Source organism: Youhaiella tibetensis (assembly GCF_008000755.1).
GTDB lineage: Bacteria > Pseudomonadota > Alphaproteobacteria > Rhizobiales > Devosiaceae > Paradevosia > Paradevosia tibetensis.
This window is the reverse complement of sequence record NZ_CP041690.1, coordinates 4,168,546-4,194,080: the sequence shown is the minus strand read 5'-3', so window position 1 is coordinate 4,194,080 and position 25,535 is coordinate 4,168,546. Positions and strand designations below refer to the sequence as shown.

The 25,535-nt window shown below is 67.2% G+C and carries 23 protein-coding genes and 1 tRNA gene; 14 read left to right on the top strand and 10 right to left on the bottom strand.

The window, feature by feature from the left end:
* The first annotated feature begins 24 nt into the window (after positions 1–24).
* Positions 25–222: a DUF1674 domain-containing protein gene (locus FNA67_RS20545; protein ID WP_049708200.1), complete on the top strand. Its 198-nt coding sequence runs from the start codon at positions 25–27 to the stop codon at positions 220–222.
* Here FNA67_RS20545 and FNA67_RS20540 read toward each other — a convergent pair.
* From FNA67_RS20540 to tsaD, 5 genes are all read right to left on the bottom strand, one after another.
* Complete coding sequence (locus tag FNA67_RS20540; protein WP_170267381.1) at positions 219–623, bottom strand: DUF1761 domain-containing protein; 405 nt, start codon at positions 621–623, stop codon at positions 219–221. The genes FNA67_RS20545 and FNA67_RS20540 overlap by 4 nt on opposite strands.
* Positions 624–703: 80 nt before the next feature.
* Entirely contained in the window at positions 704–1,123 is a 420-nt protein-coding gene (locus tag FNA67_RS20535; protein ID WP_049706926.1) for an EVE domain-containing protein, read from the bottom strand.
* Positions 1,124–1,125: 2 nt separating this feature from the next.
* Positions 1,126–1,419: a YciI family protein gene (locus FNA67_RS20530; RefSeq protein WP_049706925.1), complete on the bottom strand. Its 294-nt coding sequence runs from the start codon at positions 1,417–1,419 to the stop codon at positions 1,126–1,128.
* 3 nt (positions 1,420–1,422) lie between these two features.
* On the bottom strand, positions 1,423–2,394 hold the full coding sequence (locus FNA67_RS20525; RefSeq protein WP_147657979.1) for an NAD(P)H-dependent glycerol-3-phosphate dehydrogenase: 972 nt from the start codon (positions 2,392–2,394) through the stop codon (positions 1,423–1,425).
* Entirely contained in the window at positions 2,384–3,436 is a 1,053-nt protein-coding gene (tsaD, locus tag FNA67_RS20520) for a tRNA (adenosine(37)-N6)-threonylcarbamoyltransferase complex transferase subunit TsaD (RefSeq protein WP_147658267.1), read from the bottom strand. The genes FNA67_RS20525 and tsaD overlap by 11 nt, the downstream gene beginning before the upstream one ends.
* Positions 3,437–3,516: 80 nt before the next feature.
* Here tsaD and hemC point away from each other — a divergent pair, with 80 nt between their 5' ends.
* From hemC to FNA67_RS20490, 6 genes are all read left to right on the top strand, one after another.
* On the top strand, positions 3,517–4,464 hold the full coding sequence (hemC, locus tag FNA67_RS20515; protein ID WP_049706923.1) for a hydroxymethylbilane synthase: 948 nt from the start codon (positions 3,517–3,519) through the stop codon (positions 4,462–4,464).
* The gene (locus FNA67_RS20510; protein WP_049706922.1) at positions 4,461–5,195 is read left to right on the top strand and encodes a uroporphyrinogen-III synthase; all 735 of its coding nucleotides are present in this window, start codon (positions 4,461–4,463) and stop codon (positions 5,193–5,195) included. Before hemC ends, FNA67_RS20510 begins: the two co-directional genes overlap by 4 nt.
* 26 nt (positions 5,196–5,221) lie before the next feature.
* On the top strand, positions 5,222–6,445 hold the full coding sequence (locus FNA67_RS20505; protein WP_147657978.1) for a COG4223 family protein: 1,224 nt from the start codon (positions 5,222–5,224) through the stop codon (positions 6,443–6,445).
* On the top strand, positions 6,442–7,794 hold the full coding sequence (locus FNA67_RS20500; RefSeq protein WP_147657977.1) for a heme biosynthesis protein HemY: 1,353 nt from the start codon (positions 6,442–6,444) through the stop codon (positions 7,792–7,794). Before FNA67_RS20505 ends, FNA67_RS20500 begins: the two co-directional genes overlap by 4 nt.
* Before the next feature lie 113 nt (positions 7,795–7,907).
* Positions 7,908–7,983 (top strand) — tRNA-Thr (locus FNA67_RS20495).
* A gap of 87 nt (positions 7,984–8,070) precedes the next feature.
* Positions 8,071–8,544: a hypothetical protein gene (locus FNA67_RS20490; protein WP_147657976.1), complete on the top strand. Its 474-nt coding sequence runs from the start codon at positions 8,071–8,073 to the stop codon at positions 8,542–8,544.
* Here FNA67_RS20490 and FNA67_RS20485 read toward each other — a convergent pair.
* The gene (locus FNA67_RS20485) at positions 8,538–9,368 is read right to left on the bottom strand and encodes a sugar phosphate isomerase/epimerase family protein (RefSeq protein WP_147657975.1); all 831 of its coding nucleotides are present in this window, start codon (positions 9,366–9,368) and stop codon (positions 8,538–8,540) included. The genes FNA67_RS20490 and FNA67_RS20485 overlap by 7 nt on opposite strands.
* An 87-nt stretch (positions 9,369–9,455) precedes the next feature.
* Here FNA67_RS20485 and FNA67_RS20480 point away from each other — a divergent pair, with 87 nt between their 5' ends.
* The 6 genes from FNA67_RS20480 (at position 9,456) to FNA67_RS20455 (ending at position 17,270) form a co-directional block, all read left to right on the top strand.
* On the top strand, positions 9,456–10,826 hold the full coding sequence (locus FNA67_RS20480; protein ID WP_147657974.1) for a dipeptidase: 1,371 nt from the start codon (positions 9,456–9,458) through the stop codon (positions 10,824–10,826).
* Between the two features lie 283 nt (positions 10,827–11,109).
* Positions 11,110–12,360 carry an ABC transporter substrate-binding protein gene (locus FNA67_RS20475; RefSeq protein ID WP_147657973.1) on the top strand — a complete coding sequence of 417 codons (1,251 nt, stop codon included), beginning with the start codon at positions 11,110–11,112 and terminating at the stop codon, positions 12,358–12,360.
* Positions 12,361–12,509: 149 nt separating this feature from the next.
* Positions 12,510–13,388, top strand: a complete 879-nt coding sequence (locus FNA67_RS20470) for a carbohydrate ABC transporter permease (RefSeq protein ID WP_049706915.1) — start codon at positions 12,510–12,512, stop codon at positions 13,386–13,388.
* The gene (locus FNA67_RS20465; protein WP_049706914.1) at positions 13,381–14,280 is read left to right on the top strand and encodes a carbohydrate ABC transporter permease; all 900 of its coding nucleotides are present in this window, start codon (positions 13,381–13,383) and stop codon (positions 14,278–14,280) included. Before FNA67_RS20470 ends, FNA67_RS20465 begins: the two co-directional genes overlap by 8 nt.
* A 15-nt stretch (positions 14,281–14,295) precedes the next feature.
* Entirely contained in the window at positions 14,296–15,357 is a 1,062-nt protein-coding gene (locus FNA67_RS20460; protein ID WP_244616412.1) for a LacI family DNA-binding transcriptional regulator, read from the top strand.
* Positions 15,354–17,270 (top strand): glycoside hydrolase family 127 protein, encoded by a 1,917-nt coding sequence (locus tag FNA67_RS20455; protein ID WP_147657972.1) that lies wholly within the window; start codon positions 15,354–15,356, stop codon positions 17,268–17,270. Before FNA67_RS20460 ends, FNA67_RS20455 begins: the two co-directional genes overlap by 4 nt.
* 6 nt (positions 17,271–17,276) lie before the next feature.
* On the opposite strand, the gene FNA67_RS20450 is transcribed toward FNA67_RS20455, so the two are convergent.
* The 4 genes from FNA67_RS20450 to FNA67_RS20435 form a co-directional block, all read right to left on the bottom strand.
* Positions 17,277–18,047, bottom strand: coding sequence for an N-acyl amino acid synthase FeeM domain-containing protein (locus tag FNA67_RS20450; protein WP_145976822.1), 771 nt, complete (start codon positions 18,045–18,047; stop codon positions 17,277–17,279).
* A 105-nt stretch (positions 18,048–18,152) separates the two neighbouring features.
* The gene (locus FNA67_RS20445) at positions 18,153–20,495 is read right to left on the bottom strand and encodes a putative bifunctional diguanylate cyclase/phosphodiesterase (protein WP_049706910.1); all 2,343 of its coding nucleotides are present in this window, start codon (positions 20,493–20,495) and stop codon (positions 18,153–18,155) included.
* A gap of 104 nt (positions 20,496–20,599) precedes the next feature.
* Positions 20,600–21,580, bottom strand: coding sequence for a DMT family transporter (locus FNA67_RS20440; RefSeq protein WP_170267380.1), 981 nt, complete (start codon positions 21,578–21,580; stop codon positions 20,600–20,602).
* A 395-nt stretch (positions 21,581–21,975) separates the two neighbouring features.
* Entirely contained in the window at positions 21,976–22,905 is a 930-nt protein-coding gene (locus FNA67_RS20435; RefSeq protein ID WP_147657970.1) for a tyrosine recombinase XerC, read from the bottom strand.
* Positions 22,906–23,141: 236 nt separating this feature from the next.
* On the opposite strand from FNA67_RS20435, the gene FNA67_RS20430 reads away from it, so the two are divergent.
* Positions 23,142–25,310 carry a primosomal protein N' gene (locus FNA67_RS20430; protein ID WP_147657969.1) on the top strand — a complete coding sequence of 723 codons (2,169 nt, stop codon included), beginning with the start codon at positions 23,142–23,144 and terminating at the stop codon, positions 25,308–25,310.
* The last annotated feature ends 225 nt before the right edge of the window (positions 25,311–25,535 follow it).

The following is a 25,535-nucleotide window of genomic DNA, read 5'->3' as shown; positions in this document are numbered from 1 at the left end:
CCGCAAGATCCGGGCCGCCCAGCAATGACCGACACCTCCGAACCCGCACCCCGCAAGCCGCTATCGGACGCTGCCCGCCGGGCCCTGGCCGAAGCGGAAGCCCGGCGCGCCGCCATCGACGCGCGCACAACCGAAGCGCCGCGCGAGGAGGGTGGCCGGGGCGGGCTCGAACCCAATCGCTACGGGGACTGGGAGATCAAGGGCCTCACCAGCGATTTCTAGCCGAAAAGCCCGATCACCACGCCCTGGACGAGGAGCACGCCGAGCAGGTAGCCGCCGTCGATCACGGTCAGCGACCATTTCTGGCCCTGGTAGCGGTGGTTGAGGATCATGGCGGTGATCACGAAGCCGACCCACATGTGGATGGCGCACCAGATGCCGTTGGCGACGTCGGTGGACCCGAAGAGCTTGGGGGTCAGCAGGGCGATGAAATAGGCCATGACGAACTGGACGATGACCGACCAGACATAGGGCGAGGGATCGCTCGAATTGAGGTCCTCGCGCTTCTTGCCGAGGGCAGCGAGCCATTGGCGCGAGAGCGCCATGTACCAGACGAAACCGAGCGCCATGCTGGCGACGGTGGCCAGCACGATAGCCAGCCAGTTGACGGCAAGATGATCCATTTTCCCCTCCACGGCGCCGAGCGCGGCGCTTGGGGGAAGCATGAACGATCATGGCTAGCGAAGCGTAAACGCGCGAGGCGTCAGAGCCCGCCGAGCTTGCAGATATAGTCCCATTCCGCCGCGGTGACGGGCGAAACCGAAAGGCGCGAGAGCTTGATCAGGGCCATGTCCTGGAGGAACGGGTCGGCCTTGATCTGGGCCAGCGTCACCGGGGTGGGCAGGGGCTTGTCGGCTTCCACGTCCACGCATTCCCAGACGATCTTGCCGTCCACGATCTCGGCGGTGGAATCGGGGTGGGCTTCGTTGACGATGGTCATGATGCCCACGATCTCCTTGCCGATATTGGAGTGGTAGAAGAAGGCCTTGTCGCCCTTCTTCATGGCCTTCATGTTGTTGCGCGCCGCATAGTTGCGCACGCTGTGCCACTCCTCGAGGGGCTTGTTGGTCAGGTCCGTGAACGAGAAGACGTCCGGCTCCGATTTCATCAGCCAATAGGCCATCGTCAGCGCCCCGCCGCCTTGTTGATGGTCAGCGACCAGCGGCTGACCTCGTAGGATTCGAAGATGCCTTCGGCCACGAACGGGTCCTTGGCGAAAAGGGTCTTGGCCGCATCCAGGTCGTCGGCCTCGATCACCATCAGGCTGCCGGTGGACTTGCCGTCCTCGGTCTGGAAGGGGCCGGCCAGCACCAGGGTGTCGCCGAGGCTGTCCAGATGTTCGAGGTGCCGGGGACGCACGGCCATGCGCTGGTCGAGTGCGCCGGCCTTGTCCTTGGCGATGAACGAATAAAGCGGCATGGGTCAGGTCTCCCTCTTGAGCGGGCGCGCCATGAGCCCGGCAACGATTGACGAAATGCTGGTGGTGCCCGTGAGCAGCAGGTTGACCGCCTCGATGAGCGGGGCGTCGATATGGAGCCGCCGGGCGAGATCCCGGGCGACGGGCGCGGTGGCCACGCCTTCGGCCAGGCCGATCCCCTCGAGCGGCAGGCCGCGGCCGAGCGCCAGGCCCGTGCGGTAATTGCGCGACTGGGTCGAGGTGCACGAAAGGGTGAGGTCGCCCAGGCCCGCCAGGCCCGTCAGGGTCGCGGGCGAACCGCCCAGGGCCTCGACCAGCCGGGCCATTTCCGCATAGGCGCGGGCCAGGAAGGCGGCGCGGGCCGAGGCGCCCAGGTCCGCGCCTTCGACAGCGCCGCATCCCAGGGCGTAGACGTTCTTGAGGCTGCCGGCCAGCTCCACCCCGACGATGTCGTCGGCGGCATAGGGCCGGAAACTCGGGCCGGCGAGCGCGGCGGCCAGCGGCTCGGCGTCGCGTCCTGCCAGGGTCACGGCGGTGGGGCGGCCCGCCGCCACGTCGGCGGCAAAGCTGGGACCCGAGAGCACATAGGGCTGGGCCTGCGGGGCCAATTGACCGAGCACTTCGCTCTGGCGCAGCAGCGTCTCGTGCTCGAGGCCCTTGGCCGACAGAATCACCGGCCGCCCGGCGAAGGCGTCGGCCCCGGCCTGGATGATGGCCTCCCGGCTGGCCTGCGCCGGGACGGCCAGGATGATGAAATCGGCCTCGGCGACCCGCTCGCAATCGGCAAAGCCGGTTATGGCCGGGTGCAGCGTCTGGCCGGGCAGGTGCCGCTCGTTGGTGTGGAACTGGTTGACTTCGCTGGCGAGGTCGCCCGAGCGGCCGTGGAGGCGTACCCTGCGCCCCGCCATGGCGGCGGCCTGGGCGAGCGCGGTGCCCCAGGCGCCCGCGCCGATGACCGAGACGGTTTCAAGCGCCATGATGGAGCCCCATGTCTTCCGAATCGAGCGGCCAGCGCGGCCGGGCTACGAAATCGAGCCGGTCGGTGTCGCCCAGCGCCAGGCGCTCGGCCCCGGCCCAGGCCACCATGGCGCCATTGTCGGTGCACAGGGCGGGCGGCGGGATGACGAGCTCGGCGCCGGCCTCTTCGGTGACGGCGCGCAGGGCGGCGCCGATGGCGCGGTTGGCGGCGACCCCGCCCGCCACCACCATGCGGATCGGCTCGCCGGCGAACTCGGCCTTGAACCGGACCAGGGCCTGCCTCGTCCGGGTGGCGACGATATCGGTGACGGCCAGCTGGAAGCCGGCGGCGATGTCGTAGACGTCCTGGTCTGTCAGCGGCGCAATCGATTCGGCGGCGAGGCGCACGGCGGTCTTGAGGCCGGAAAAGGAGAAGTCGAGGCGCTCTTCACGCAAAAGTGGCCGGGGAAACTTGAAGCGGGACGGATCGCCCGAACGGGCGGCGATCTCGACCTGCGGTCCGCCCGGATGGCCGAGGTCGAGCAGCTTGGCCACCTTGTCGAAGGCTTCGCCCAGCGCATCGTCGATCGTGGTGCCCCAGCGCTCGTACTGGCCCACCCCGCGCACCAGCACGAACTGGCTGTGCCCGCCCGAGACCAGCAGCATCAGGTAGGGGAAGGGGACGGCGTTGGTCAGCCGCGCGGTGAGGGCGTGTCCCTCGAGGTGATTGACCGCGACCAGCGGCTTGCCGAGCGCGGCAGCCAGGGCCTTGGCGGTGGTGAGCCCGACAAGGACGCCCCCGATCAGGCCCGGTCCGGCGGTGGCGGCGATGGCGTCGACATCCCTGAGTTCGATTCCGGCCTCGGAAACCGCCTGGGCAATGATATGGTCGAGCCAGGCGACATGGGCGCGCGCCGCCAGTTCGGGCACTACCCCGCCAAAGGCGGCGTGCTCGTCGAGCTGGGAGCGCACCACGTTCGAAACGATGCGGCCGGCGCCCTGCGCGTCGCGCACGACGATAGCCGCGGCTGTTTCGTCGCAGCTTGTCTCGATGCCCAAAATGGTCTCTGTCGCTTGCCCGTTCACGTCGATCTGGTCTATGGCCTTCCTGCCGCCTTGGCCTACAATAGGACAGCGCTCAATTGCAATCTCACTCCCCCTTCCTCCGCATCGGTACCCGTGGTTCCCAGCTGGCGCTGGCACAGGCCAATCTCGTCCGGCGCCTGCTGGCGCAGGCCCATGGCGTGGAGGAGGACAGCATTGCCATCCAGGCGATCTCGACCAGCGGCGACAGGATCACCGACCGCCCGCTCAGTGAAGTGGGGGGCAAGGGCCTTTTCACCAAGGAGATCGAGGCGGCGCTGCTGGCCGGGGAGATCGACCTGGCCGTCCATTCGTCCAAGGACATGGCGACGCGCCTGCCGGACGGGCTCGAACTGAGCGTCTTCCTCGAGCGCGAGGACGTGCGCGACGCCTTTCTCTCTTTCGTGGCCAGGGACGTCGACGGGCTGCCGCGCGGCGCGCGCTTCGGCACGTCCTCGATTCGCCGGGCCGCCCAGATCCTCCGCTTCCGGCCCGATCTCGAGATCGTGCCCTTCCGCGGCAATGTCGATACCCGCATCCGCAAGCTCACCGATGGCGTCGCCGACGGCACGCTGCTGGCCGCTGCCGGCCTCAACCGGCTGGGCCGGAGCGGGGAGGCGGCGAGCCTGCTCGATCCGCGCCGGTTCCCGCCGGCCCCGGCGCAGGGCGCCATCGGCATCGAAATCCGCTCCGAGGACGCCCGCACGCGCGAACTGGTGGCCGTGCTCGACCATGCCGAGACCCACGATGCGCTGCGCGCCGAGCGTGCCCTGCTCGACGTGCTCGACGGCTCGTGCCGCACCCCCATCGCGGCGCTGACCAGCCGGGATGGCGACAAGCTCACCCTGCTCGGGCAGATCCTGAGTCCGGACGGGCAGACCGTTTACGAACTGGAGCGATCGGGCGCGGCCGCCGAGGCCATGCGCATCGGGCACGATCTGGGCCAGGAGCTGCGGGACCTTGCCGGTCCGGATTTCCTCGCCCAGTTCGAGGATCGCGGGCGATGACCACGATCCTGGTCACCCGTCCTGAACCTGATCTCGGCCATTCCACGGTCCGCCTGCGGGCCCTCAACCTCGATGCGGTCAAGCTGCCGCTGATGCAGCGCATCACGCTCTCGACCGACCTGCCGCCGCCCGACGGGTTCGGCGGCATCGCCATTTCGAGCGCCAATGCGCTGCGCTCGCTCGACGAGCGCGGCGCCGTTCGCCCCTACCAGGACCTGCCGGTCTTCGCGGTGGGCGACGGCTCGGCGCGCGAGGCCCAGTTCCTCGGCTTCTCCGACGTGCGCAGCGCCAATGGCAGTTTTGAGGACCTGGTGGCCCTCATCGCCGATGCCGCCCCGTCCTTGCCCATCCTCTATCCCTCGGGCACGCGCCTGAGCGGGGACCTCGATGCGGCGCTGGGGCGGCATGGCATCGCGGTGCGCACCGTGCCGGTCTACGAGATGCGGGACGCCGCCGGGATTCCCGATGCGATCGTGACCCAGATCGAAGAGGGCCGGATCGAAGCGGGGCTCTTCTATTCACGCCGGACGGCGACCCTCTTCGCCGAACTGACGGCGCGCCGGATCGGGGCGCGCGGCCTTGAGGATTTCGCGGTGCTCTGCATCAGCCAGAAAGCCGCCGAACCGCTGGTTGCCGCCGGGTTCAAGCGGGTGCTGGTCGCCGGTCATCCGGACGAAGAGGCCATGATGACGCTGGCCCTGGCTTTTGCCCGCGCGCAAAACGCGTCATAATTCTTTGCCGCAACAGGATTCTTGCCATGGCTGAGCGTAATACCGGGCCTGTGAAGCCGCCCGTTCTGGATCTTTCGGCGCGCGATACCACGCAGCGCCCGGAGGAGGCGCCCAAGCCTGAAACGAAGCCCGATACCAAATCCGAGGCCAAGCCCGAGGCCAGGCCGGCGAGCAAACCCGAAGCGGGGAGCAAGCCGGGCGCCCCGGCAGCCGAATCAGGTTTTCACTGGGCGCCGGCCCTGACCGGGATCATCGGCGGGGCGATACTGGGCACCGCCATTACCTATGGGCTTCTCGCCTGGGGCGTCGTGCCGCAGCCGACGCCGCAGACCGATCCGCGCATCGCCGCGCTCGAAAAGCGCCTGGCCGATGCCTCCGAGAGCAGCCAGGCGACCATCAATACGCTCACGCAGCGCTTCTCGACCCTGCAGAACGATTTCAATGCCAGGCTCGAGGCGGCCAACGAGGCGGTGGCGGCGCTCAAGGCCCAGGCGCCGGCGACGGTGCCCGACCTCACCGATTTCAAGGCCCAGCTCGACGCGCTCAACGCACGGGTCGAAAGCCTGGGGAGCGGAGCGGGCGAGGCGGCCGATACTGCGCTCTCGGGCGATGTCGAGGCCATGCGGCAGGGCCTGGCCGATCTTTCGGGCAAGCTGGGCACGCTCGAGGACAAGGTGGGCACGGCCGACAGCAAGATCGCCGAACTTTCCGCCGAAGCGCAGAAGGCGCCCGAACTGCCGGCGGTGCAATTGCCGTTGCTGCTTTCGAGCCTTGAGAGTGCCTTTGACAGCGGTCGCCCCTTCGCCACCGAGCTCGAGGGCCTCAAGGCGATCGTGCCCGGGGCGGTGGTGCCGACGTCGCTGAGCGAACGGGCGGCGCAGGGGCTCACCCGTCCGGACGAGGTCACGCGCCAGTTCGAGGCGGTGTTGCCCGACATGCTGGCGGCGACGCCCGGCAAGCCCGATGCCGACTGGACCGAGGCGGGCCTGGACTGGCTCAAGTCCATGCTGGCCTTCCGGCCGGCCGGCGAGATCTCGGGCACGACGCCCGAGGCCATCGCCTCCCAGCTCGAAGCGGCGGTGGCGCGGCGCGATTATGGGGCCGCCACGGCGCTCCTCTCGGCACTGCCCGAGCCCATGCGGGCCCCGGCGGCGGCCGTATCGGTCGAGATCGCGGCCCATGCCGATGCCGATGCCCTTCTCCAGTCCCTGCGCGCCCAGGCGCTGGCGCCCGCGGGGACGACGCCATGATCCGTCTCGCCAGCTGGATCATCGCCAGCCTGCTGATCGCGGCGGCCATCGCCTGGATGGTGAGCCTGCCCGGAACGCTCTCGCTCGAGGCGGGCGGCTATCGCATGCAACCGCGGCTGGGCACCGCCATCTTCGTCCTCGTGGTGCTGGTGGTGCTCATCATCGCGGCCTGGGCCATCATCCGCCGCATCATCGGGGCGCCGTCGAGTTTTTCGCGCGCCAGCCGGCAGCGGCGCAAGGACCAGGGCGTGGAAGCGCTCTCGGAGGGGTTCATCGCGCTCCAGGCCGGAGACCCGGTGCGGGCGCGCAGCCTGGCGCGGGACGCGCAGGCGCGGCTGCCCGACAACCAGGCGGCAAGGCTGCTCGAGGCGCGGGCGGACCTGGCGCTGGGCGACATGCCGGCGGCCCGCGAGCATTATCGGGCCCTCATCGCCAACCAGCGCACGGCCGCGGCGGCGCTTTCGGGCCTTTACGACCAGGCTTTGGCGCAGGGGCGCAAGGATGCGGCCCTGACCTTCGCGCGCAAGGCGGTGGCGATCGCGCCGGCGCCGGGCTGGGCCAGCGCGGCGGTGTTCGATGACCTCACGGCGCGCGGGCAGTGGGACGAGGCGCTGGCCATGGTCGCCAGCCAGCCGGCCCGCAGCCGCGAGGAGCGCGCCCATGTGCGCCGCCGCCAGGCGGTGCTCGAAACGGCGCGGGCCCGCCAGAACGAGATCAGCGATCCCTCGGGGGCACTCAGCCATGCGCTGGCGGCGCTCAAGCTGCTTCCCGATTTCGTGCCGGCGGCGCTGATCGCGGCCCGGATCGAGGCCAATCGCGGCGAGGGCCGCAAGGCCATGAGCCTCCTGCGGCGCGTCTACCGGGCGACCGGACATCCTGACGTCGCCAGCCTTTACGCCAATGCCGCCCACGGGGCGTCGGCGGTGGATCGGCTCAAGCGGGCGCGCGAGCTTATCGAGGTGCCCCCGCCCAGCCGGGCGGCGGCGCTGGTGCTGGCGCGCGCCGCCATCGATGCCTTCGACTGGAGCCTGGCGCGCAATGCGCTGGCCAATTACTCGGCCAGCGAGCCGAGCCAGGCGGTATGCCTGCTGATGGCCGAGATCGAGGAAGGCCAGAACGGGGACCAGGGCATGGCGCGCGAGTGGCTGGCCCGGGCCGTGCGGGCCCCGCGCGATCCGGTGTGGACCGCCGATGGCGTCACCAGCGACGAATGGGAGCCGGTTTCCCCCATCACCGGCAAGCTCGATGCCTTCGAGTGGAAGGTGCCGGTGAGCGCGGTGGCCAGCCGGGCCGTCGAGACCGCGCCGGCGAGCCAGGCCGAATCGGCGGGAGAACTTCCCGCTCCCTGACCGGGAGGGCCGAAAACCGGCCCGGGGGAAAAACCCGCAAATTCGCCCTTGCGCGCCAACACGCGTCTCAGTAAAAGACCGGCGACCTATCGGCCCAGCGGCCGTCGCGGTCGGCCGCTTTAGCTCAGTTGGTAGAGCACATCATTCGTAATGATGGGGTCGCGTGTTCGAGTCACGCAAGCGGCACCACTTCTCCCTACCCCGAATTGGCGAATTTACCGGTCGGCCCGCTCGTGGCTTGATGTCTGGCGCGCTCTGGGTGGAGGACAGTCTGCCATGTCGAGTTCATCGGCTTTTCGGGCGCCGCTGGCGGTGCTCCTCTTATGCGGTCCGGCCCTGGCGCAGGGCGAATACTGCGCCGATGCCAACGGCAATGTCGATGCCAATGCCACCCAGGCCTGGGCGCAGATGCAGGAGCGGGCCGACGGCGCCTTCATGGAGCAGCTGGCCGGCACCTGGTATTCCCAGACGCAGTCGCCCGCCACCGGGCAGACGGCTGAAACCTATGTCACCTATGCGCCCGACGGGCGCTACCAGTATCAGCAGCGCATCTGCTCGGCGACGGGCTGCAACGACTATGGCGGAGGCGGCTCCTGGGCGGCGTTCCCCATGGGCCGGGGCGCCTATACCATCATGACCATCACCACCGACCAGAGCCGCAGCCAGCAATGCTACGGCACCACCTCGCGCATGGTCGACGCCAATACGGTGGTGGACAATCTGGGCACCGTCTCGCGCCGCACTCAGTGAAGCGCGGACCAGAGTTCCCGGGCGATGTCCCGCAGCCTGAGGGAATCGGCCCAGCGATCGCCCAGGTCGACGCCGTCCGGACCGGCCAGCGCATAGGGCTGCGGCCCCAGCTCGCAGAGAAAGCTCAGCTCGCCAGTTTCGGGGGCGCGGCGGCGCCAGCTGGCCATGCCCTGCTTCCACCAGGCCGAGAACTGGTCGAGCCAGGGCTTGTTGACCGGCCAGGAGAGTTCGGCCTGCACCTGTTCGCAGGTGGCGACGCGGCCGTGAAAGGCGTGCGTGGCCTCCAGGATCCGCGCCATCTGCGCCTCGGTTTCGGCCGCCACCGGCAGCTCGATCTCGCGGCCCACGACATAGTGGGAGAGATCGGCGGTGAGCTTGAGGGAGGGAAAGGCGTCCAGCAGGTCGAGCGTGAACAGCAGGTCATTGGTCATGCGGCCGCGATGGGTCTCGATATGGACCGGAAAATCCACCGTCTCGGCCAGGCGCTGCCATCCCTCGAGGATGCGGACGGCGTCGGCGAGGCCGCGCGGGCGGACATTGGGCTGCACGTTGAGGTGGTGCAGCCCGAATTCGGCGCCCCATTCGAGCGCGGGCCTGAGCGAATCGATATCGTTGGGCAGCGCCAGGCCCTCGACGAGCAGGCCGTGCTCGCCGGCGCGCCGCGCCACTTCGCGGGCGCCCTCGCGGTCGATCCAGAGCGAGCCGACCCCGTCGAAGCCGTGGGCGGCGATCAGCGCGAGCTGGTCGGGCAGGGTGTCGGGGCAGGGCGGCTGGCGCAGGTTCTGCATGGTCCAGAGCGATTGCATGACCAGGAGCTTTTGCATTGGCGGACGTCCCTTCCCGAGCGGGGTGGTTTTGGTGCGGGCGATGTGTAATCTCACGCCCAAACGAACAAAGCGAGGATCAAAGCCATGGCTGACAAAGCCCAACTCGATGCCGTTCTGGCACAGGTGGACAAGGATATCGATGCAAGCCTGTCGCGCCTGTTCGAGCTGATCCGCATTCCCTCCATCTCGACCGACCCGGCCTATGCCGATCACATGCGCAAGGCGGCCGACTGGCTCAAGGGGCAGTTGCACGAGCTCGATTTCGACGCGGGCGTGCGCCCGACGCCGGGCTATCCGATGGTCGTGGGCCATGCCGAGGGCGAGGGGCCGCACGTGCTGTTCTACGGGCACTACGACGTGCAGCCGGTCGATCCGATCGAGCTGTGGAACAGCGATCCCTTCGATCCCCAGCTGGTGGACGGCAAGATCGTGGCGCGCGGCGCCTCGGACGACAAGGGCCAGCTCATGACCTTCATCGAGGCCTGCCGCGCCTGGAAGGCGGTCACCGGCAAGCTGCCGGTCAAGGTCTCGGTGCTGCTCGAGGGCGAGGAGGAATCGGGTTCGCACAGCCTGCCGGGCTTCCTCGACGAGGCCAAGGCCGAGCTCAAGGCCGATATCGCCCTGGTCTGCGACACAGACATGTGGGACCCCCAGACGCCCTCCATCACCACCATGCTGCGCGGGCTGGTGGGCGAGGAGGTCGAGATCACCTGCGCCAGCCAGGACCTGCATTCGGGCATGTTCGGCAATGCGGCGCGCAATCCCAACCAGGTGCTGGCCGATATCATTTCGAGCCTGCGGGCGCGCGACGGCAGCGTCACGGTGCCGGGTTTCTACGACGGGGTCGAAGACATTCCCGATTCCCTGCGGGCGCAGTGGGATGCGCTCGGGTTCGACGAAAAGGCCTTCCTGGGCGATGTCGGGCTCTCGATCCCGGCCGGCGAGAAGGGCCGCTCGGTGCTCGAGCAGATCTGGGCCCGCCCCACCTGCGAGATCAACGGCATGATCGGGGGCTATACCGGGGAAGGCTTCAAGACCGTGATCCCGGCCAGGGCCAGCGCCAAGATTTCCTTCCGGCTGGTGGCCGGGCAGGATCCCAAGAAGATCCGCGAGGCCTTCCGCGCCCACGTCAAGGCGCTGGTGCCGGCCGATTGCGAGGTGAGCTTCAAGGAACATGGCGGCAGCCCCGCCATCGCCCTGCCGCTCGATGGCCGGTTCCTCAACCAGGCCAAACAGGCGCTGAGCGAGGAATGGGGCAAAGAGACCGCGCTCACCGGCTCGGGCGGCTCCATCCCCGTGGTCGGCGAATTCCGGCGGCGCCTGGACATGGATTCGCTCATGATTGGCTTCGCGCTGATCGATGATCGCATCCACAGCCCCAATGAGAAATACAATCTCGAAAGCTTCCATCGCGGCATCCGCTCCTGGGTGCGTGTGCTGGCCTCGTTCGCCTGACCGGGCCCTTCTCGCCTCCGATCTTCCCCGGCTGCGCGCCGGGGGAGATGGCGCCCCGAGGGGCACCCGCTGCGGTCCCGTGCCCGAAAAACTCCTGGCCGCCCCCTTGCGCTCGCCGGAAAACTGCGGCACAAATCCTCCCGCTGAGAAAAGCTTTTCCCAAATGACCGGACCTTTGCTGCGGCGGTTCGGCACCTAATAGCAGGAAAAGCTTTTCCTCAATGCTTGCTGCCGCCGGGAAGAGGAGCCCGGCGAAAGACGATTGGCACCAGGGAGGAAACCAATGAAGTTGCCAAAAGCCTTAGGACTGTTCGCGCTCGCGCTGGGCACCTCGGTCATCGCGACCCTGCCCGCGCTCTCGGCGGAAACGCTCTCGATCTGGGTGCGCGCCTCTGGCGCCAATGCCGCCCAGCATCTGGTGGACCTGTGGAACTCGGGCCATGAGGACAAGCTCGAGCTTACCGTCATTCCCGACAACCAGATGGTCACCAAGCTGGCCACGGGCGTGCAGGCGGGCGAAGTGCCCGACCTCATCTCGTTCGACCTCATCTACATGCCCGACTTCATGAAGGCCGGCTTCCTCGAAGACCTCACCGCCGACCTCAAGGACGACCCGAACTATGCCGGGGTCGCCCAGGCCTACAAGGACATCGCCACCTACGAGGACAAAATCTACGGCGCCGGCTTCACCCCGGACGTCTCGATCCTGGTGTGGAACAAGGATCTCTTCCGCCAGGCCGGGCTCGATCCGGAAAAGGGACCGACCTCCATCCAGCAGCTGCACGAATACGCCACCAAGATCCATGCGCTGGGCGATGACATCTACGGCTTCTACTTCTCGGGCGCCTGCCCGGGCTGCAACATCTTCACCACCTCGCCCATGATGGTGGCGGGCGGCGCCAAGATCCTGCCGGCCAGCGCCGATGACGAGCCCCTGACGGGCGATGCCATCAAGACCGTGCTCACCGAGTTCAAGGCCATGTGGGACGAGGGCCTGGTGCCCGAGAGCGCCGAGGCCGATACCGGCACCAATTTCGTGGCCAATTTCTCGACCGGCAAGATCGGCATGCAGGGCGCCGGCGGCTTCCTCATCTCGGACCTCAAGGCCAATGCCCCCGATGTCGATTTCGGCGTCGGCTTCCTCCCCGGCGTCGCGGACGGCCAGGCTTCCGCCTTCGTGGGCGGGGACGTGATCGCCGTGCCCAAGGGCTCCAAGCATGCCGATATCGCCAAGGCGTTCATCAAGTGGGAACTGAGCGACGAGGCCCAGCTCGAGGGCCTGGCCAAGAACAACATCCTGCCCTCGCGTCCCTCGCTGGCCGACAACAAGTACTTTGCCGAGGAGCCGCGCGTGGTCACCACCGCCAAGGCGCTGGGCATCGGCTACGTGCCGTGGGTGTTCCACTTCAACGACATGGTGAACTCGGACTCCAGCCCCTGGATCCAGATGCTGCAGACGGCAATCTTTGACGGCGACGTCGATGGCGCCATCGCCACCGCCAAGGACGCCATGAAGCAGATCGCCGCCAACTGACACGTCGTGTCCCGGACCTTGGGATCGCGGCGTCGGCTAGACGTTCGCGATCCCAAGGGTAACCGGGCCGCTGCTACCCCTTCCACCTCCTCCCACGTGGGGGAGGTCGGGAGGGGAGCCAGTACCCCGCATCTGACGGAGGACCCAAAATGATCGCTACGCGCAAGGGCGGCGTCGGGCTGCTCTACATGGCCCCGGCCCTGATCTTCGTGATCGCCTTCGTCATCGTGCCGCTCGTCCAGCTCGTCCAGACTTCGCTTACCGACGCCTCGCTTCTGGGCGGCAGCGAATTCGTGGGGCTGGCCAATTACGCCCGGGCGTTTTCCGACCCCACCTTCATGCGCGCGCTCTGGTTCACGGCGCGCTACACCATCATCATCACGCCGATCCTGATGGGGCTGGGCTTCGCGCTGGCGCTGCTGACGGCGCCCAACCGGCCGCTGACGCAACTGACGCGCGGCATCGTCTTCCTGCCCGTGGTCATCGGGCTGGGATCGTCCAGCCTCCTCTGGTTCTGGCTCTTCGACCAGCAGGTCGGCCTGCTCAACAAGATCCTCGTTGACGTCCACCTGCTCGGCCAGCCCATGGTCTGGTTCACCAAGGCCGATCTCGTGATGTGGGCGGTGATCATCTCGGTGACCTGGAAGGTCGTGGGGTTCGGGATGATCCTGTTCGTCGCCGCCATCCAGTCGATCAATACCGAGATCACCGAGGCCGCCATGATCGATGGCGCCGGGCCCTGGCAGCGGGTGTGGTCGATCCTCGTGCCGCTGACGGCGCGCACCATCCTGCTGGCCACGCTCATCTCGGCCATCGGCTCGATGCTGGCTTTCGATCAGTTCTACATCATGTCGGGAGGGGGGCCGCGCGGGCAGACGTTCACGGCGGTCTACTGGATCTACCAGTCCTCCTTCATCTCCTTCAAGCTCGGCTACGGGGCGGCGCTCTCGCTGATCCTGACGGCCATCATCCTCTGTTTTTCGGCCCTTCAGGTGTTCCTGACCAACCGGAGCCCCAACAATGACTGACGCCATCGCCAATGCCGCCGAAATCGCGCCGGCCGAGCATGCGGCGGGCCGCGTCGCCGGTGAAGTCCGGCAGGTCCGCTATCTCGTGGGGGCGCTGTGCGTCGCGGTGATCGCGGTGATGCTGGCGCCGCTCGCGCTCTCCTTTCTCGCTTCGATCAAGACCCCGGCCGAAGCCTCCCAGTCCCCGCCGGTCTATCTCCCCAGCCAGATCAGCCTGGAGAACTACGCCAAGATCTTCGATTTCCAGGCGGGCCTGTGGACCTATGCCGGCAATTCGCTGGCGGTGGCGGCCATCACCATCCTGCTCTGCCTGGTGCTGGCGGTGCCGGCGGGATACGGGCTGGCGCGCTTCAATTTCCGCGGCAAGGAAGTGCTGTTCCTGGTGCTGCTGGCGCCGCTGATGATCCCCTACCAGGCCCTCCTCACGCCGCTCTACATGATGTTCGCCAAGGCGGGGCTGGCCAATTCGCATCTGGGGCTGGCCATCATCCATGCCGTGCTGCAGCTGCCCTTCTCGATCTATCTCATGCGCAATTCCTTCGAGGGCATTCCGCGCGAGCTCGAGGAGGCGGCGGTGATGGATGGCTCCTCCTCGTTCCAGGTGCTGCGCAACATCTTCGGGCCGCTGGTGGTGCCGGGCATGGTGACGGTGGCGCTCTTTGCCTTCATCACTTCCTGGAACGAGTTCCTGGCGGCGCTGATCTTCATGAACAAGGAGACGGCCTTCACCGTCCCCATCATGCTGGTCTCGGTGCGCACCGGGCGCCTGGGGGCCATCGACTGGGGCGCGCTGCAGGCCGGGGTGATGCTCTCGATCATCCCTTGCGTCCTCATCTACGTGCTCTTGCAGAAGTATTACGTCTCCGGCTTTCTCAACGGCGCCGTGAAGTAGAGAGAGCCCAGCATCGTGACCGACGAACCCAATCCGCAGAGCCGCAACCGGCGCGTGACCATCCGCGATGTGGCCCGGCTCGCCGAAGTCTCGATCGGCACGGCCTCCAAGGCCATGAATGCCGGCGGCCGGCTGCGCCAGGAAACGCGCGAGAAGGTCATGCGGGTGGCCAAGGAGATCGGCTACCGGCCGAACGATCTGGCGCAGAGCCTCCACCGCTCGCGCTCGCGCACGGTCGGCATCCTCACCAATGACAGTTTCGGGCGCTTCAGCTTTCCCATCATCCAGGCGCTCGAGGAGCGGCTGGCCGATCACGGCATCGCGGTCTTCATGTGCAACGCCACTGACGATCCGGCGCGCGAGCGGCAGCATATCGACCAGCTCCTGGGCAAGCGCATCGACGGCCTTGTGGTGACGGCGCGGCGCTCGGACGAGCGGCCGGCCATCCTGGTGGGCGGCATCCCGGTCATCTACGTCTTCTCGCAGGCCGACGACCCCGACGCCCTCTGCCTGCTGCCGGACGACGAGGGCGGGGCGGTGCTGGCGGTCGAGCATCTCATCGGCCTTGGCCGGCGGCGCATCGCCCATGTCACCGGGCCCGAGCGGTTCGAGGCGGTAAGGCTGCGCCATCGTGGTTACCAACGCGCTCTGGAGCGGGCCGGCCTGGGGGGCGGGCACTTCCTGACGGGAGACTGGTCCGAGCAATGGGGGCGCGAAGCGGTCGCGCAGCTCTTCAGCGGCAAGGGCGAGACGCCCGATGCCCTGTTCTGCGGCAACGACCAGATTGCGCGCGGAGCAGCCGAGGCGCTGCGCGACCGCGGCATCGCCGTGCCCAAGGACGTGGCGATCGTGGGTTTCGACAACTGGCTGGTGATGGCCGAGGCGGCGCGTCCGCCCCTCACCAGCATCGACATGAACCTGCCCGCCCTCGGGCGGGAGGCGGGGGAGCGCCTGCTGGCCATGATCGCCGGCGAGCGCGTCACCGGCGTCAAGCGCCTGCCCTGCACATTGGTGGTCCGGCAATCGAGCGATCCGGACCGCTCCGAGAATTCGCGTTTGGAGACGAAGGCAAAATGAGAAAATACGCACCGGTCAATTTTCCCGATGTGCGCCTGGAGGGGGATTTCTGGCGCGAGCGCCTGGATACGGTCCTGGCCAGGACCATCCCGAGCCAGCACAAGAAACTGGCCGAATACGGCATCCTCCAATCCCTCAAGCTGCCCCAGCCGCCCCCGCCGCTGCGCTTCCCGCGCCATGCCAACGGCTTTACCGTCCAGGTGTTCTGGGATTCGGACGTGGGCAAGTGGATCGAGGCGGCGTCCTACGCGCTGGCGCATCGGCGCGATGCCGATATCGAGGCGCGCATCGAAGCCATTGTCGACGATTTCGAGAAGGCCCAGGCGCCCGACGGCTATCTCAATTGCTGGTATCTGGGCCGCGAGCCCGAAAAGCGCTGGACGAACCTGCGCGACAATCACGAATTCTACAATGCCGGCCACATGCTCGAGGGCGCGGTCGCCTATTTCCAGGCCACCGGGCGGCGGCGCTGGCTCGATATCATGGAGCGCTATCTCGACCACATCTATTCGGTGTTCGGGGCCGAGCCGGGCAAGAAGCACGGCTATGACGGGCACGAGGAGATCGAGCTGGCGCTGATCAAGCTCTACCACCTGACCAAGGACAGGAAGCACCTCGATTTCGCCACCTACCTCATCAACGAGCGCGGAAAGCAGCCGCCGCACTTCTTCGACGTCGAGCGGCAGGAGCGCGAAGCCAGGGGCATCGACACGCAGCGCTACGTCTTCCCCAATTACGAGTATTCCCAGTCGCACAAGCCGGTGCGCGAGCAGGACAAGGTCGTCGGGCACGCGGTGCGCGCCATGTACCTTTATACCGCCATGGCCGATCTCGCCGCCGAGCTGGGCGATGGCGCGCTCAAGTCGGCGTGCGAAGTGCTCTGGAAGGACGTGATGGACACCAAGATGTATGTGACGGCGGGTCTGGGCCCCTCGGCGCATAACGAGGGGTTCACCTGGGACTACGACCTGCCCAACGAGACCGCCTATGCCGAGACCTGCGCCTCGGTGGCGCTGATCTTCTGGGCGCAGCGCATGCTCCATCTCGACCTGGACGGCAAGTATGCCGACGTGCTCGAACTCGCGCTCTTTAACGGCGCGCTCTCGGGGCTGTCGCGCGACGGCACCCATTATTTCTATGCCAATCCGCTCGAAAGCGACGGGCGCGACACGCGCTGGGAATGGCACACGTGCCCGTGCTGCACGATGAACGTGTCGCGCCTGGTGGCTTCGGTGGGGGGCTATTTCGTCTCGGCGGCCGAGGATGGGGTGGCCTTCCACCTCTATGGCGGCATCTCGACCAGCGTCGGGGTGGCGGGCACCGAGGTGGCGCTGAGGGAAATCTCGAACTATCCGTGGTCGGGCGACGTCCGAATCGAGGTCTCCCCCGAGAGCCCCAGGGCGTTCGACGTCAAGCTGCACATTCCGGGCTGGGCCAGCTCGTTCTCGCTCAAGGTCAATGGCGAGGCGCTGACGCTCACGCCGGTCAACGGCTACGTCACCATCAACCGCACCTGGACCAGGGGCGACGTCATCGAACTCGACCTGCCGATGGTCGCCGAGCGGCTCTATGCCAATCCGGCGGTCAAGATGGATATCGGCCGCGTCAGCCTCAAGCGCGGGCCGCTGGTCTATTGCCTGGAGGGGGCCGACAATCCGGGCGGGCCGGTGCAGCGCTTCAAGCTGCCGCGGCAATCCGAGCTCAAGGCGCAGACGCGCTCCGATCTCTTCTCGGGCCTGCCGGTGGTGACCATTTCGGCCGATGCCGTGGCCATCGACAATCACGGCTGGAACGAGACGCTCTACCGCACCGATCCGCCGCGCGAGGAGCGGGCGACGCTCACCGCCTTGCCCTATTACCTCTGGGCCAACCGGGGCACCCACTCGATGGTGGTCTGGGTTCCCGAGGCCTGACCGGGCCTATTCGGCGGCGAGGGCCTGCTCTCGCCGCAATTTCTGCTCGAGCTTGGCGGTCGCCGCCACCTTGTGGCCGAAGCTGACGCGGCCGGGCCCGGCGAACAGCGCCTCGCGCTCCTCGCGCGTCGAGAGGAAGAACGGGAAGCGCCGCAGGATGCGCGGCAGCGTCTCGGGCACGTGGCTGCCCACCATCACGATCGGAAAGCTCAGCTGGCCATAGGTCCGCTCCGGCCCCATGGGCTGGGACAGGAAGATGCGCCGGTAGAAGGGCGCATGCTCGGGCCGCACCGACTGCAGGCAATAGTCGACCGAAAAATGCTCGGAGGCCATCAGGCCCAGGCGCAGCGTCAGGTAGGGCAGGGCCGGGTAGGCGAGCGAGGCCTCGTGGTCGGCGGTGAAGCGCGTGGGGTCGGTAAAGGTCATGCCCTGGTCGAGCATGGGCCCCAGGATATCCTCGTAGACGCCCAGGCTCGGCGAGATCCGGCAATCGGGCGTGATGTGGTGGATGCGGATCGAGGAAACCAGGCGGCCTTCGATGAAGACGCCGAACGTATAGGCGTTGGGCGAAAGGTCGAGGGGGTCGGTGTAGACCTCCTCGGAATTGTAGGGCAGGAAGTTCTCGCGCCGGTACGCCTCGTAGCGCAACTTGTAGACCGGGTCGTTCACGTCCTCGGGTTGAATGCGGGCGTACTCGACCTTATCGAGGACGTCCAGGAGCGTTCCGGCGAACCGCGATTGCGGCTCCACCGGCGGCACTGCGTCGTTGGAACTCATGATCACACCCACTAAGTGATAGTCGCAATTTGAGTTAAATTTTAACTATGCGACAGTCGCTTGGCGGGGTTTTCTTAATTTATGGTTAATGTCGGCGGGAAGCCGTTAGTGGCGCAGGGCTTTTCCGGCGCGCATCTTGAAGGCATCGCCGGGGGCATAGGCGACGCGTTCGACCAGTTCGGCGATCTCGCGCCGCGGCAGCGGCACGCCGAAGAGGAACCCCTGGACCTGGTCGATATCGCCGGCGCGCGAGATGGCGGCGAGCTGGGCTTCGGTCTCGATGCCCTCCACGGTCACCGTCAGGTCGAGATCCTTGCTCAGCTTGGCGATGTTGGAGAGCAGCTTGAGCGAGCGGTCGCTGGTGGTGATGTCGGCCACGAACGAGCGATCGATCTTGAGCTTGGTGAAGGGCAGGGCGTGCAGGTAGGAAAGGCTCGAGTAGCCGGTGCCGAAATCGTCGAGCGCCACGCCGACGCCCTGTTCGCGCAGGAGCGTGAGCGCCTTGGAGACGGCCTGCTTTTCCTCGATGAGGGTGGATTCGGTGATTTCCACTTCGAGCCGGTTGGCCGGCAGCCCGGTCTTGACCAGGCTCTGGCGCACCATTTCGGCGACGTCGGTGGTGCGGAAATCGGTGGCCGACAGGTTCACCGCCACCTTGAGCGGGCTCGGCCAGAGGGCGCATTCGCGCGCGGCCGTCGTCAGCACGAACCGGGTCAGGTCCGAGATGGCGCCGATCTCCTCGGCGATGGGCACGAAGACCGATGGCGGGATGCGGCCGAGTTCGGGGTGGTTCCAGCGCGCCAGGGCCTCGCAGCCGATGATGCGGTGGTCGCGGATGTCAACGATGGGCTGGTAGACGAGGAAGAGCTCGTTCTTGTCGAGGGCCTCGCGCAGGTCGCTCTTGAGGCGCTGGCGCTGGCGGTAGTCGATGTCCATCACGTCGTGGAACAGGGCCCATTGCGCCTTGCCGCTCCCCTTGGCGCCATAGAGGGCCAGGTCGGCGCGGGTGAGCAGGGTCGCCAGGTCCTCGATGGGCTTGGCCACCACGATGCCGATCGAGGCATGGGCCTTGAGCACTTGGTCCATGATGAAGAAGGGCTGGCTGAGTACTTCGAGGACGGCGGTGGCGTCGCGCTCGACCGAGCGGCGCGTGACCCCCGTGGGGCGGTAGACGATGAATTCATCGCCGCCGAAGCGGGCGGCCACGGCGCTGGTGTCGAGCACCGAGCGGATGCGGCGGGCGGCCTCGACCAGCAGGGCATCGCCCACGGGATGGCCGAAGGTGTCGTTGACGTGCTTGAAGTCGTCGAGGTCGATCATCATGAGCATGACGTTTTCGCGCGAGCGCCCGCGGCGCTTGCGGATCAGGCTCGCCTCGACTTCCTCGGAGAAGTAATGGCGGTTGGGCAGGCTCGTCAGGCCATCGAAGCGCGCCATGTAGTTGATGCGCTCGTTGGCGCGCACGCGCTCGGTGATGTCCTCGAACATGATCACCGTGTGGCCCTGGCCCGAGGTAATGGTGATTTCGCAGCGCAATTGAGGTGGTAGCGTTACCACCATTTTTCGATGCCCCATGCCGGCGGCGACGGCGCGCATGAGCTGGCGGCCGAGGGCCGGGGAGATGAGCCCGTCGCGGCGCGACTGGGAAATGACCTGGGAGAGATAGCGCCCGACGCTGCGCTCGGGCGAGAGGCCGGGAAAGAGCTCGCGGGCCCGGCGGTTGACCACGGCGACGCGCCCGGCGTCGTCGAGCATGCACAGGCCGTGCGGCATGGTGGTCAAGGCGGTGTCGAGCTCGAGCGCCAGCCGGTTGGCCTCCATGCGCCCGTGCACGGCCCCGAGCAGGATTTCGCGCAGATTGCTGGCCATGCGGCGGATGCCGGCCATGAACAGGATCAGCAGCACCGCGATGGTGGCGTGGTAGATGTCGCCCTTGAGCAGCAGGCCCGCGCCGAACGGCACGGTGATCGAGAGCAGCTGCAGGGTGATCAGCCGGTCCATGGCGAAGTTGCGGTTGGCGATGCCGGTAACGCCGGCCATGGTCACCACCGCGGCGGCGAAGGCGGCAAAGCCGCCGTCATTGACCCAGAGGGAAACGAAACACCAAAGGCCATGGAGCGCGGCGGTCACCACCGCGCCGATGGTCATGCGCACTTCCCAGACGGCGGCGGCGTCGGCATCGTCGGAGGCCAGGGTGGTGCGCGCGAAAGCCTGCATGTCGAGCACGCGCAGGACGCACACGATGAAGAACATCGCGGCCATCGCGTAGAGCAGGGGCGAGGAAGCGCCATAGGCTGAAACCCCGGCAGCGATTGCCGAGCAGATCATCCCGTAGGCCATCGAACGCGGGTCGGCGTAGAGCGACCGGACGATCGACACGTAATCCACGGCCGGTAGTTTGCGTCTTGCCGAGTAGAACATGATGAGGTTCCGAAACCTGGCGATCATGCCGTGAACGCGTTAATGGCCGATTGCACCAAACGTATTTTGTCTAACCATGTGGTTGGCCAAGCGTTAAGAAGCCCCGGCCGGTTTCGGCCGGGGTTCCTCGATCAGGCAGCGGCCGCCGCCTGGGTCGTCCTGGCCTTTGCCTTGGCCCGGTTATCGGCGCGGCCGAACCAGACCGAACCCAGGATGACGCAGGCCGTGCCGACGGCATGGTAGAGGGTAAAAGGCTCGTTGAGAACGACTACGGCGATGGCGATGGTGAAAAGCGGGCCGAAGGCGCCGGTCGAGGAGGTCGCCCGGGCCCCGATGCGCGCGATGCCGCCGTTCATCAGGAACGAGGGCACCACCGTGCCCAGGACCCCCAGCGCCAGCCCATAACCCCAGACCGGGGCCGAGAGCGCGCCATAACTCGCCACCCCGTGCCAGAGGGTGTTCTGGGTGATGGCGGCGATGGCGGCCGTGCCCATGGCGATGCAGGTGAAAAGCCCGGTGCCGATATGGTTCATCTGCCGCTTGGCCAGGTGCTGGTAGAAGGCGAAGGTCAGCGCGGAAGCCAGGACCAGGCCGGTGCCGACCCAAAGGCCATCCGGATTGGTGGAGAGGTTCCAGCCGAAAATCACCAGCAGGCCCAGGTAGGAGAGGGCCATGCCCGGCACCACGCCCCAGTTCATGCGATCCCCGAAGAACCAGACGCCGAACATGAGGGTGAAGAAGGGATAGGTGAACAGCACCAGCCGCTCGAACTGGGCCGAAAGGAAATTGAGCCCGGCGAAATCGAGATAGCTCGACACGTAATAGCCCAACATGCCCACGGCCATGCTCGAGATCACGAGGGACGGGGTGAGCTTCTGGCGCAGGGTCGGATTGCGCCGCAGCAGCGTCACCAGGATCACCGCGTAGACGGGCAGGGCCACCAGCATGCGCAGGGCGAGCACCGTCTCGGTGGGCACGCCGTGCTGGTAGGCAAGCTTGATGAAGATGCCCTTGGTGGAAAAGAGCACCGCCCCGCCGATGGCGAGGGCATAGCCGACATAGTCGATACCGGGTGCGGATGGCGCGGTCGGGGAGGAGGCTGTCGATGGCATGAAAGACCTTGGCTTGTTGGGTGGTCCTGCCATCTGTCACCGGAGCGCCTGATGGCGGGACCGGTGAAACGAAACGCTCGAATTATCTACACGCGCGCTCGGCCCGGCTCCCGGAAGGAACCAAGAAGGAGGAGGCCAAGAATGGTAATGGCGCGCTGGTGCATGCGATGAGCGCTTACACCCGCCCGCCGCGTGCGGCAAGGCGTTTTGCCGCGCGTTCGTCACAGGTGCCGGCGCCGCACCGGCGCGAAAGGCCCGGAAAAGGGCCCGGACTTTCGTCAAATTTTATCGATTGGCCGTACGCATGCGGGCATAATATATAGTAATATCAATATGTTATAACGAAATTGGCGACTGAAGACCCGCCAGAAACGCACCCCGGAAAAGCATGCGATTCACGCGCGCGGATGGGCCTTGTGGTAGCTCTCGAGCAGCCGGTCGGTATCGACGGCGGTATAGATCTGGGTGGTCGAAAGCGAGGCGTGGCCCAGCAGTTCCTGGATGGCGCGCAGGTCGCCGCCCTTGCCCAGCAGGTGCGTGGCGAAGGAATGGCGCAGGGCATGGGGCGTCGCCGAGGGCGGCAGGCCCAGCGCGCCGCGCAATTGCGCCACCCGCATCTGGACGAGGCGCGGCGACAGCACGCCGCCCTTGGCGCCGCGAAACAGCGGCTCGCCCGGGTCGAGCCCGAAGGGGCAGATTTCCAGATAAGCGTCGATGGCGCGCCGCACCGGGGCGATCAGCGGCACCATCCGCGTCCTGCCGCCCTTGCCGGTGACGCGCAGCGTATCCGAATCGAGGTCGGCGGGCGTGAGCGCCAGGGCTTCGGAAATACGCAGGCCCGTGCCGTAGCATAGCGAGAGCACCGCCATGTCGCGCGCCGCGATCCAGGGGCGCTCCTCGAGTTCGGCGGTGGTCGAGATGGTGCGCTTGGCCTCGATGACGGTGAGGGCCTTGGGCAGCGACCTGCCGATCTTGGGCGTCCTGATGGCGTTGAAGGCTTCGGTCGCCATCACTCCTTCGCGCTCGAGAAAGGCGAAGAACGATTTCATCGCCGAGAGCGCGCGGGCCAGCGAGCGCGAGCTCACCTCCTCGCCGCGCCGGCTGGCCATGAAAGCGCGGATATCGGCGGCGCGCAGCTCTCTGAGCGTGGTCAGCGTCACCTCGCCGCCGGCATGGCCGGAAAGAAAATCGAGGAACTGGCCAAGGTCGCGCTGATAGGCCTCGAGCGTCTTGGGCGCCAGGCGCCGCACCGCCACAAGGTCGCGCTGCCAGCGCGCGAGCTGATCGTTGAGGAAAGCGTCGACGGTGAAGGCGGTGTTGGGCATGGGGCAAGCCTAGCGGGCAGTGCTTAGCAAAGTGCTGACCGGCGCCACGCTTCTCCCTTGCCCGGTTCCCGGTTCCTGGCCCGGGTGTCTGCCCCACCTTCGCCGGGAAGGAGACACTTGGGGTGCTCTCTCCCTCTCACCCCCCTCCATCCGCTCCCCTTCTCGTGTGCACAAACCCCTTGGCTCCTGTTCCCTCTTTGTGCTCTAGGCTCTAGCCTCATCGCGTGGACAGGCAATTGGAAGATTCTCCCGACATCGTCGCCGTCATGGTCTCGGTCTCCGTCGAGGGCCCCTATTCCTACCGGGTGCCGGCGGGGATGACGGTGACGCGTGGCTCGATCGTGGCGGTGCCGCTGATCGGGCGGCTGACGCTCGGGGTGGTCTGGGGGCAGCCCAAGGACAATTTTGCCCATAATCGCCTCAAGGATATCGCCCGCGTCTACGACGTCCCGCCGCTCTCCGAAGAGCTGCTGCGCCTCGTGGAATGGGTCTCCCGCTATACCCTGGCCGCGCCCGGCGCCGTGCTGCGGGCCGTGCTGCGCTCGACCGAGGCGCTCGAGGCCGAGCGGCCGATCACCGCCTTCCGCAAGACCGGGCACGAGCCCGAGCGCATGACCGATGCGCGGCTGCGCGTCATGGATGTCGTGGCCGATGGCCTCGCCTGGGCCAAGGCCGCCATTGTCGGCGCCTCGGGCGTTTCGCCCTCGGTGGTGGAAGGGCTCGAAAAGGCCGGGGCGCTCGAGCGCATCGAAATTCCGCCCCCGCCCATTGCCCTGCCGCCAGATCCGGATGCGGCGCGGCCAAGGCTCAGCACCGAGCAGCAGGCGGCGATGGACCAGATCCGCAGCCTCGATCCCCATAAATTCGGCGTGGCCCTGCTCGACGGCGTCACCGGCGGCGGCAAGACCGAGGTCTTCTTCGAGGCGGTGGCCGATACGCTCGAGGCCGGGCGGCAGGCGCTGATCCTCTTGCCCGAAATCGCGCTGACCCACACCTTCCTCGAACGCTTCACCCGGCGCTTCGGCACCCGGCCGGCCGAGTGGCATTCGGACATGACCCCGGTGCAGCGCGCCCGCACCTGGCGCGGCGTGCTCACAGGGCAGGTGCGCGCGGTGGTCGGGGCGCGCTCGGCGCTGTTCCTGCCGTTCCACGAGCTGGGCATGATCGTGCTCGACGAAGAGCATGACGGGGCCTTCAAGCAGTCGGACGGGGTCAATTACCACGCCCGCGACATGGCGGTGGTGCGCGGCTCGCTCTCGCAGGCCCGCGTCATCCTCTCCTCGGCGACGCCCTCGGTCGAATCGCGCAACAATGCCGATACCGGCAAATACCTGCATGTGAAGCTCGAGAGCCGGTTCGCCGCCGCGCAGCTCCCGGACATCACCGCGCTCGACATGCGCGAGGAGGGGCCCGAAAAGGGTTCGTGGATCGCCCCGCGCCTCGCCCGCGAGATCTTCGCCACGCTCGACAGGGGCGAGCAGGCGCTGCTCTTCCTCAACCGGCGCGGCTATGCCCCGCTCACCCTCTGCCGCGCCTGCGGGCATCAGTATCAGTGTCCCGACTGCTCGGCGTGGCTGGTGGAACACCGCTTCCGCGGCGTGCTCATGTGCCATCATTGCGGGCATGAGCAGAAGGTGCCCAAGGCCTGCGGGGAATGCGGGTCGGTGGATTCGCTCGTGCCGATCGGGCCGGGCATCGAGCGCGTGGCCGAAGAGGCGGCGGCGCGCTTTCCCGATGCGCGGCGGGTGATCCTCTCCTCGGACATGGGGTCCAATGCGCAATTGCGCGACCGCTTCACCGAGATCGAGAAGGGCGAATACGATCTGGTCATCGGCACCCAGCTCGTGGCCAAGGGCCATCATTTCGAAAAGTTGACGCTTGTCGGCGTGCTCGACGCCGATCTCGGGCTCGCCCATGGCGATCCGCGCGCCGCCGAAAAGACCTTCCAGATCCTGACCCAGGTCACCGGCCGGGCCGGGCGCGCCGCGCGGGCGGGCAAGGCGTTCCTGCAGACCTATCATCCCACCCACCCGGTGATGGAGGCCATGGTCAGGTCGGACCGGGAGGCCTTCTACCAGCATGAGCTCAAGGTTCGCCGCGACGGGCAATTGCCCCCGTTCGGGCGGCTGGCGGCGCTGATCGTCTCGGCCAACGAGCATGACGACGCCTTCAATTTCGCCAGGCGCCTGCTGGCCGCGGCGCCCATGGCCGAGGACCTGCGCCTCTTCGGCCCGGCCGATGCGCCGGTGGCCATGGTGCGCGGACGCCACCGCGTCCGGCTCCTGGCCCAGAGCGCCAAGGATTTCGACCTTTCCGGCTATGTGCGGTTCTGGCTCGGCAATGCCGAGCGGCCCACCGGGAATCTGAGGGTCCAGGTCGATATCGACCCGCAGAGTTTTTTCTGATCGCCAGGCCGGCAAATCCGGGAATCCCCGAGCATTGTCCACACGTTGGCGAAAGCCTTGTGTACTGCGACAATTGACGGCGTCGGAATCCGGTCTGCGAGCCTTGCGCGGGGCTCAAACCTTGTGTTAGAGGGGGCGCGAATTTCAAGGGGCTCGCGGGTAGCCCTGTCCATTCGACACGTCCAAGCGTCAACGACCGCCCGGTTCGATGTACTGAACTCCGCG